Source organism: Oerskovia sp. NPDC056781, assembly GCF_042789955.1.
Lineage (GTDB): Bacteria > Actinomycetota > Actinomycetes > Actinomycetales > Cellulomonadaceae > Oerskovia > Oerskovia rustica.
This window is the reverse complement of the sequence record NZ_JBHUAD010000169.1, coordinates 1-8,783: the sequence shown is the minus strand read 5'-3', so window position 1 is coordinate 8,783 and position 8,783 is coordinate 1. Positions and strand designations below refer to the sequence as shown.

Genomic DNA, 8,783 nt, shown 5'->3' with positions numbered 1-8,783 from the left:
CCCGAGGAGTGCCGACCGCATGCTCGGCAGCGGTAGCGTGGGCGCGTGCCACTCACGCTCTGCGTCCTGCTCTGGGCCGTCGACGGTCAGGTCGACCCCCTCACGCGCTACGAGGACGAGGTTCTCGCGCTCGTACCGGTCCACGGTGGCCGGGTCACCTCACGGGTGAGGAGCGTGCCCGGCGAGGATCCGGCCGCCCCCGCCGAGGTGCAGGTCATCGAGATGCCCGACGACGCCGCGCTCGCCGCGTACATGGCCGACCCTGCACGCGTGGCGCTCGCGGACGTCCGGGACCGGGTGGTCGCACGCACGCAGATCCTGCGCGTGGAGCCGGTCGCGGGCTGACGGTGACGGCCGGCCCTGCCGAGGGCGACCAGCCCGCGCGGCCGCCGTCGTCAGACCCGCACCTGCGACGTGTCACGGCGCAGGTAGCCCCATGCCAGGACCGCGCAGACGACGCCGTTGACGAGCCCGGCGAGGACGTCGGTCAGCGAGTGCATGCCGCGGTACAGCCGCGCGAAGCCGACCGCGAACGGGACGAGCACCGCGAGGACCGTGAGCACGACCCGGAGCACCGGGTTCTGCACGCGCTGCGCGAGGAGCGCGAGCGTCAGGTAGAACGCCGTGGACGCGCCGGTGTGCCCGCTCGGGAAGCTCGACGTGGGCGGGGCGTGGTCGAGCATGTCGACCTCGGGCCGAGTGCGGCCCACGACGATCGAGGACGTGAGGAAGACCAGGGCCTGGAGAGACACCGCGAGCGCGGGGACCAGGGCGAACCACCACTGCCTGGTCCGCCACCAGACGAGCGCGACCGCGAGCACGCACGCCCCGATGATGAACTCGGTCATCCCGATCGCCGACAGCATCTCGGTGACCGTGTCGAGGAAGGGCGTGCGGGCCTCGACGAGAGCCCGGTTGACCCCGGCCTCGCCGGGCAGGTTCTCGAGCGGCCCCTTGATGAGGAACCCGAGACCCACGATCGCGACCCAGAGTGCGGCGCCCGGCAGGAACGCCCGCAGCGCCAGGTCGCGGGCGACCTCGCGGCCCGTCGGGCGCGAGGTGTCGAGCTCGTAGCGGTGGACGAACGGGTGCACGGGGCCTCCAGGCGTGTCGGCACGCGCCGACCTGTGGGCCGACGCGAGTTCCCGGACGTTACGTGCACACGGGACGACTCGCACGGCGAGGCGCGCGGAGCACGCGGCGCGGCCCGTCGCTGAGAGCTCCCGTTCCCGGCCGCGGCGTCCTGGGTAGGCTCGCCAGGTGCACCCACCGCGACATGTCCTCGAGGCGTTCGGCGCTGTCGGGCGGGCGTCGAGGCTCGACGGCGGACGCGGCCGGGCCTGGCGCGTCGGGGACACCGTGCTCAAGCCGCTCGACGTGCTTCCGGCCGAGCTCGTCTGGTTGCGGGACCACGCGCCGTCCGGCGGGGGCGACGTCCGGCTCGGCGTGCCGCTCGCGAGCCGGTCGGGCGACCTCGTCGTCGAGGGCTGGACGGCGTTCCCGGTCCTCCCGGGCGAGCACCTCGCGGGCAGGTGGGCACAGGTCGCGGACGTGGCCCACCGTTTCTCAGCAGTGTTCGACGGCGCCGCTCGCCCCGGGTTCCTCGACGAGCGGGCGCACGCCTGGGCACGGGCCGACCGGCTCGCCTGGGGCGAGACGACGACCGACGTGCCCGACGACGTCCCGCACCTCCCTGCGCTGCTCGCCGCCCGGCGGGTGGTCGCCGAGCCGTCGACGATCGTCCACGGCGACCTCACGGGCAACGTGCTGCTCGACGACGACCTGCCGCCCGCGGTGATCGACCTGACGCTCTACTGGCGGCCGGTGCGGTACTCGGTGGCGATCGTCGCCGTCGACGCGGTCTGCTTCGAGGGCGCCCCGCTGGAGCTCCTCGAGACCATCGACCCGGGGGAGGGGTTCGCGCAGCACCTCGTGCGCGCGTTGGTGTTCCGCATCGCGACGGACTGGTTCAACGAGCTCCCGTCCGACACCTACGAGGTCTACGAGGCGACCGTGGAGCGGGTCCTCGACCTGGCGGCGCGTGGGCGCTGAGAATGCCCCCCGGACGGTGCTGTCAGGTTGCGTCGGCGGCCGTCGCCCGAGAGTCACGCAGGACCACTGCGACGGTGCCGCCAGCGATCGCGAGGACGGGCCCGAGCACGAACGCCGCAACCTCGGCGGGCATCAGTCGACCGACCGTCCCTCCTTCGTCCGCCGCGACGCCTTCGATGTAGCCCGTGTACGCGCCGGCGGCGAACAGCAGCGCTCCGCCGACGATCGTGAGCCAGCACAGGGCGAGGACGCCCCGTCGCAGACCTGAAGTCATGTCGTCTCCTTCTCGACCTGGCGGTTGCCGGAACGGTAGCGCAAGGGCGCATCCGCCGTCGGGCGGGTCTGGAGCGCGGCCCGCGCGGCTGCGAGGATGCCTGGATGGCTGACGCGGAGACCTGGGACCTGCTCGACGAGCAGGGCGCCCCGACCGGGGAGGTTCACCGCCGGGGCGATCCCGGATGGCCGCCGGGCCGCTTCCACCTCATGGTGGCGACGTGCGTCGTCCGGTCCGACGGGCTGGTCCTGCTGACCCGCCGCGCCGCGACCAAGACCTTCCCGTTCCTGTGGGAGATCCCCGGCGGGAGCGTGCTCGCGGGCGAGACCGGCACCCAGGCGGCCGTGCGCGAGGTGCGCGAGGAGACGGGGCTCGTCCTCGACGAAGGCGCGCTCGAGCGTGTGGGGAGGGGCGTCGAGTCCGCGTCGTTCCTCGACGTCCACGTCGCGACCGTGCCCGGTCGCCCACGGCTGGCCCTCGACCCCGCAGAGGTCGACGACGCCGCCTGGGTCACGTGGGCCGACGTCGAGGCGCACCGCGCGGCAGGGCGGATGCCCGCTCCCTGGGTCGGGTGCTTCGCCCCGCTCTGGCCGGACCTCGCCCGGAAGGTGGCGGAGGCGGCGGGACGAAGGTGATGACGGCCCAGCCTCGTTGCACTGGGGGACGACCTCCGGTTCAATGCTGGCAGCGAGCGCCAGCGCTCTGAAATGCACGATCGAGGAAGCACGGTGGGGCAATGACGGCCGAGGGGCTCGCGCTCACAGATGGACCCGGCTGGGTCGATCACTCCACTGACCCGATCATGGGCCTCTTTCCTCTTGCCGTGGAGCAGTACCTAAACGCTGCGGTGGCAGTCAACGCCCCCGGTGTGACGACCGTGACGAACGCGGCTCGGTACTACCTGCTTCACCCGTTGGTCGCGGACGAGGCCGATCGGCGTGGCATGGATGGTGCCCGTGCCATGGACTTGCTGCGTCGGGTGGAGGTTGCGTTCGCCTTGATCTGCATGGCTCATCAGGGCCAGCCCGATCACTTGGACTGGTACCCGGCGGCGCACGGGCGTGATCGTCTGCTCGCAATGGCGAGACGAGGGAGGATCGACCTCACCGTGGCTGCCGGAACAGGCGACGGTAGGTACGCCAACTCCAGGTCCGGCTTCCTTGGCCCTTACGTCGGATCGGAGGTGAGCCTCGGTCTCCTCGGGCAGGGAGGCCGAGGCCCCTTCAGCCCAGGTCCGGCGTACGACCGCCCTGTCGTTCATGGTGAGCTTGGCGCAGTACTGGAGCTTGCCACCTCGTCGACGCTCGAGTTCGCCGACCTCCTTGACTTCAGCTCGTTGTGCCTGTGCAAGACTGCGAACTCGGACGATGGAGGCCTCCTCGCGCGCCGTTTTGCCGGACGAGCCGACGAGCGCGGCACCGTCGCTGGGAACATCGGGCAGATCATGCGGTTGCTGGGCATCGCGATGTCTGAGGCCGAGATCCGGGACCGGGACGACCTTGGCAACTTTGTGATGTACAGCCCCGTGGTAACCCAGCACAGGCAGAGCACTGACCACTGGTTGCGATGGCGTGGCATCCGCACCCGGATGTCCTCCGTGAACGCATGGCGTCAGATCTTCGCCCACGTGTGTCGCTACCTGACCGCTGGGCCCCAGACGATCAGTCAGATGGGAGACCGTTTGGCCACGGAACTGCCTGGTGGCACCGTCGGCGCCTTCGTCGACGGCCTCCCGGCCGTGGCTGACGAGCAGGGCGTCCCGCTTTCGGCTGAGCTGGACGTGACGCACCGACCGGCTCCAGAGACACATCTCGCGACGCTCGCGCTTGGTGCGAGGCGGTTTGAGGCGCTCGAGGCCGCCAGCCCGACCCGCTTGGGACTCGTCGGCCCGCCGGGTCACCGCTTCGAGTCCGAGGAACTATCGCCGCAGTGGGTGTCGAACGCTCTTGACGATTGGCGATCGCAGTCGATGGGCGAGTTCGCGAGGTGGCTGACGAGGGTTATGGTCAATCGCGCGCACCGCGTGACCATGGCCAAGTCACGCCAGCGTCGCGATGGCCGCTTCTCGATGCCTTTGCGCATCGACGTCCAGGACGACCTCGTGTGGAAGCACTGGGGTGAGGCGACGACCGAGCCGTCGATCCGGTGGACCCAGCTGATGTCGATGGGACGACAGACAGGGATCTTCGAGGTAGCCGAGGACGGACTGTGGACGGTGGGGGCTCGTGGTCACCTCCTTGACTGACCCGACGGTCGGCCGCTTCGCCAGCGTCTCGTCGCTGCGGTCTTACCTGTACGCACTGCCCGATCTGAGGGACCGGCCCTATTCCGAAGCGCTGTTCACGACGTTCAACGTCGACCTCGGCTACTTCGAAGGCCACATCCTCGGCCCGGCCCGTGCCAGCGGAGCGGCAGTGACGGTGATCGCTGACGGCGCGCAGTACGAGCCGGACCCGCGCGCCGTCCGTGGAGCAGGAAGCAGCTATGCGGTCGGCGTCGTCGACTTGCCGACAGCGTTCCACCCCAAGGTCAGCGCGCTGGTCGGCCATGACCGCCTACTGCTCGCGATCGGTTCGGGCAACCTGACGACGGGCGGCTGGTTGGGGAACGATGAGACGCTGTTCATCGCGCAAGGCACGACGGCGACTGGTATTCCTGCGATCGCGGGCCAGGTGGCAAGATGGTTGAAGTCGATCGAGACGCTACGTGTGAGCAGGGCTGGGCGTGCGGGAATCGAGCGGACCCGACTGGCGATCGAGCGTCTTCTCACGTCGAACGAGGTCGTCGACACGAATCACAGACTCGTCACGACGTCGAGCGGCCCGATCCTCGACCAGCTCCCCGACGGGCAGGTCGACGAGCTGTTGCTCCACGCACCGTTCCACGACGACAAGGGCACAGCCCTGGGAGCCCTGCTGGACCGTTACCGGCCCAGACAAGTAAGCATCGCCGTCCAGCCCGGACGAACCATCATCGACCCGAATCCTCTCGCTGCAGCGGCACGCTCCCGTGGCGTTGATCTGACGTGGCACGACGCGGGTGGCACCTATCGCCACGGCAAGCTCATCGAAGCCGTGTCGGGCGGCCGCCGATGGGTCTTGACGGGCTCGCCGAACCTTACTGGGGCGGCACTGTTGCGGCAGCTTGGTGCAGGTGGCAACTGCGAGGTGGGGGTCGTTGCGACGACCGATCGATCGCTCTATCCCGGGGAGGGGGCTCCGCTCGCTGTCGGTGACGTTCCCTCGCGAAGGCTCCTCGTGGCGCCAGGGGAAGCGTCTCGCTCCTCGCAGCACGTTCCCGTCCTCCTTGGAGCAACGCTCGACGGCGAAGGGATCGTCATCGAGCTGTCGCGACCTGCACCGTTTCCTGTCACCGTCGAGGTCAGTGAATTCAGTGACCTACCTGAACGCTCCAGCGTGCTAGGCCAAGTACCTGCTGGTGCCACCGAGGTTCGAATCGAGGTCACGCGTGATTTCGGAGCACGATCACGGGTACGCATCAGCTTCGAGTCGGACGGTGACCGATACCGCGGACCCTTGCACTTCCTCGCTGATCCGCATGCGATCCTGCACCGCGTCCCGTCTCGTCGCTCGTCGAGCACCAACTCCGATGTCGACTGGCGAGCCCTCTTCGGAGACGACGCACTGCTGCGGGACTGGACCCGCACCTTGGACAAGGTCACCCGCGAGCAGCGTGTGCTCCCGGCCGTCGGGCCACGCCCTACGTCGAGCGCCCAATCAGCTGCGATCGGGAAGAGAGGCAGAGGCCGCACGTTCGACGACGAAGAAGGCTGGGCACAATACTCAGTGGACGCGATCGCCCGACTCGGGCCGACGCTCGCCCACGAGACGTCCGGCGGGCTGATTCTTCCCCAACTCGCGACGCGCGCTCGAACCACGATCAGTTCGAGCGACCCCATCTGGGCCGACACGTTCGATGCCGACGAGTCCAGCTTCGACGACTCACAGACGGCAGAAGACCTTGACGAGGACCGCGCACCCGAAACGGACACGTCCGGCCCGGCCGACCTCGCCACGCCGCAGCTGAAGCAACGCTTCCGGTCGTGGGTGAACAGCCTCGCCACAACGGTGGCCGAACGTCCTGCACTGGACCGGATGGCTATCACTCGGATGCTGCTCATTGCGTCGCTCGTCCACGTGTGGGACGAGGACGTCGCATGGTTTCATCCCCTCTATGCCGCGACGCAAACCCTTTCGCGTGACGACGTCCCCGCTCGGATCTCTCCGGCCGCGGGAGCTCTTTCGGCCGTCTGTCTGTATCGCCTGAACCAGGGAGCATCGCCAGATCGACGGACGGGGACAGGGTTGCACTATGTGCAGCTCGTCGAGCAGCTCCTACCCCTGATCGCGGCACGGGACACCGGGCACGTCTCTAGCATCGTCTACAGCGTCTTCGGCACGTCCGCAGTCGCAACTCACCCTCAGGATGTGCTCGACCTGATCGAAGGCATCCTGGACAAGAACCCATGGTCTGAGATCGTCGAGTCCATCCAGCGCACACACCCTGACTGGGACGTCGAGCTCATTGAGGGAACGGTCAACATCGAGTCGCGCAGCGGGTCGCACTTCAAGATCGCTGCCGCCGCCCTCGAGCTCATGCCGAGAGGCCTCTCTGTCGCGATCCGTGTGACCTCCGGGCGACAGCTCGAAGAACGCGTGTATGCCCGCCACGGAGACGTGCTTGTCCTTCAGGACCGACTGGGCACCAGGTTGGTCTGGAAGACATACCGGCTCAGCAGTCTGGTGTCCCCGTCCGTCATCCAGGGCAGCCCCGACGCCGAGGCGCGGGCTCGAATCGACGGTGCGCCCTGGTCTGGCCTCTCAGCCACCGCGCGCACAGTGCTCGATGCTGCCGGTGTGACCGTGTGACCCTCTGAGCGTGCGTCTCCACCAGCGACTCCACGCCGTGAGCCCGTCTGCCACGACGTGGCCCGGCCACCCACCGCCCGCGAACGGCGGGTCGGTCTCCTCGTTCCCGTCTCGCACCTGCTGACCGCGCTCCGGTCCGGGCCGTGCGGATGCCGGATGCTCCGCGCTACGAAGCGTGTGCCAACCGCGTCGGAAACTGCTGGGCCCACCCGTCGTCGGTCCCGCCGGGGGACAATGGGTGACGACACTGTTTGCCAAGACGAGGAGTCCTAGGTGCCCCAGGGAACTGTCCGATGGTTCGACGCCGACCGAGGTTTCGGCTTCATCGACCTCGGGAACGAGGCGGAGGACCTGTTCGTGCACGCGTCCGAGATCCTCGACGACGACGGACCGCGGGTGCTCCGTGAGGGGCAGACCGTCGAGTTCGAGGTCGGGGAGGGAGACCGTGGACCGCAGGCCCGCCGCGTCCGTGTCACGGGAGACCGGGCCGCCGACGCGCCCCTGGGCGTGCTCGGCACCGTCAACTGGTACGAGCCGACCAAGGGATACGGGTTCGTCACGCCCGACGGCGGTCGCGGCGAGATCTTCGTGCACAGCACGGCCATCGTCGGGGGCGGCGTGATCTCGGAGGGCCAGCGGGTGGCGTTCCTCGTCGTCGACGGCGAGAAGGGGCCGCAGGCGGACCACCTGCTGCCGCTCGGGGCCGAGGCCGCGCAGCCGGCGTCGGACGGCGCGGACGGCACGGTCTCCTGGTACGACGACGTCAAGGGCTTCGGGTTCGTCGCTCCCGACTCGGGTGGCGACGACGTCTTCGTCCACGTCAGCGCCCTCGGCTCGGGGCTGACCGAGCTCTCCGAGGGCGACCGCGTGACGTACGACGTCGTCGCCGGCGACAAGGGGCCGAACGCCCGCAACGTGCAGCTCGCACGCGGCTCCGGAGGTGCCCGCGGTGCCATGGACCGTGGTCGGCCGGGCCGCCCTGCTGCGTCCGGTGGGCCCGTGCGCGGAGGCGAGGGCACCGTCGCGCGCTACGACGAGGAGCGCGGGTTCGGCTTCATCACCCCCGACGACGGGGGCCTGGACCTGTTCGTGCACGTGTCGGTCGTGCGGGGCACCGAGGTCCTGGAGGAGGGCGACCGGGTCCGGTACAAGGTGCGTCAGAGCGACCGGGGACCGCAGGCCGACGCCGTCGAGCTGGTGTGAGGGAGACGGCTTCGTGAGCGAGGGGCCGGCCGGTTCCAGGCGAACCGGCCGGTCACCCGATCGGGAATACCCCGCCCCACCCTGTAGTTGAGCCTAGTGGACTCAAGTTTCGGACCCCGCCGCTTGCGCGACGCCACGGACCGGCATAACTTGAGTGAAGACGACTCAACCGGCAGTCGGGTGGAGACACCCAGCAGGGGAAGGTCCTGACGTGCGCGCCACCACGCGCCGTCGGGCACGGGAACCTCCGCGGGCTACCGCACGGACGACACCACACGCAGCAGAACAACGGAGGCACGAACATGGCACGAGCGGTCGGAATCGACCTGGGCACCACCAACTCGGTGGTCCCCGTCCTCGAAGGT

General features: G+C 69.3%; 8 protein-coding genes. 6 read left to right on the top strand and 2 right to left on the bottom strand.

The window, feature by feature from the left end; all coding sequences use genetic code 11:
* Positions 1-45: 45 nt before the first annotated feature.
* Positions 46-345, top strand: coding sequence for a hypothetical protein (locus ACFRCR_RS13800; protein ID WP_377678283.1), 300 nt, complete (start codon positions 46-48; stop codon positions 343-345).
* Between the two features lie 50 nt (positions 346-395).
* On the opposite strand, the gene ACFRCR_RS13795 is transcribed toward ACFRCR_RS13800, so the two are convergent.
* Positions 396-1,094 carry a phosphatase PAP2 family protein gene (locus ACFRCR_RS13795; protein WP_377678281.1) on the bottom strand — a complete coding sequence of 233 codons (699 nt, stop codon included), beginning with the start codon at positions 1,092-1,094 and terminating at the stop codon, positions 396-398.
* 166 nt (positions 1,095-1,260) lie between these two features.
* Between ACFRCR_RS13795 and ACFRCR_RS13790 the strand changes: the two genes are divergently transcribed.
* A complete protein-coding gene (locus ACFRCR_RS13790) occupies positions 1,261-2,052 on the top strand; it encodes a TIGR02569 family protein (protein ID WP_377678279.1) in 792 nt (263 codons plus the stop codon).
* A 22-nt stretch (positions 2,053-2,074) separates the two neighbouring features.
* On the opposite strand, the gene ACFRCR_RS13785 is transcribed toward ACFRCR_RS13790, so the two are convergent.
* Positions 2,075-2,326, bottom strand: a complete 252-nt coding sequence (locus tag ACFRCR_RS13785) for a hypothetical protein (protein WP_377678277.1) — start codon at positions 2,324-2,326, stop codon at positions 2,075-2,077.
* 104 nt (positions 2,327-2,430) lie between these two features.
* Here ACFRCR_RS13785 and ACFRCR_RS13780 point away from each other — a divergent pair, with 104 nt between their 5' ends.
* From ACFRCR_RS13780 to ACFRCR_RS13765, 4 genes are all read left to right on the top strand, one after another.
* A complete protein-coding gene (locus ACFRCR_RS13780) occupies positions 2,431-2,961 on the top strand; it encodes an NUDIX domain-containing protein (RefSeq protein ID WP_377678276.1) in 531 nt (176 codons plus the stop codon).
* A gap of 101 nt (positions 2,962-3,062) precedes the next feature.
* Positions 3,063-4,571, top strand: coding sequence for a hypothetical protein (locus ACFRCR_RS13775; RefSeq protein WP_377678275.1), 1,509 nt, complete (start codon positions 3,063-3,065; stop codon positions 4,569-4,571).
* Positions 4,552-7,215 carry a hypothetical protein gene (locus tag ACFRCR_RS13770; protein ID WP_377678273.1) on the top strand — a complete coding sequence of 888 codons (2,664 nt, stop codon included), beginning with the start codon at positions 4,552-4,554 and terminating at the stop codon, positions 7,213-7,215. Before ACFRCR_RS13775 ends, ACFRCR_RS13770 begins: the two co-directional genes overlap by 20 nt.
* A gap of 273 nt (positions 7,216-7,488) precedes the next feature.
* Positions 7,489-8,418: a cold-shock protein gene (locus tag ACFRCR_RS13765; protein ID WP_377678271.1), complete on the top strand. Its 930-nt coding sequence runs from the start codon at positions 7,489-7,491 to the stop codon at positions 8,416-8,418.
* The last annotated feature ends 365 nt before the right edge of the window (positions 8,419-8,783 follow it).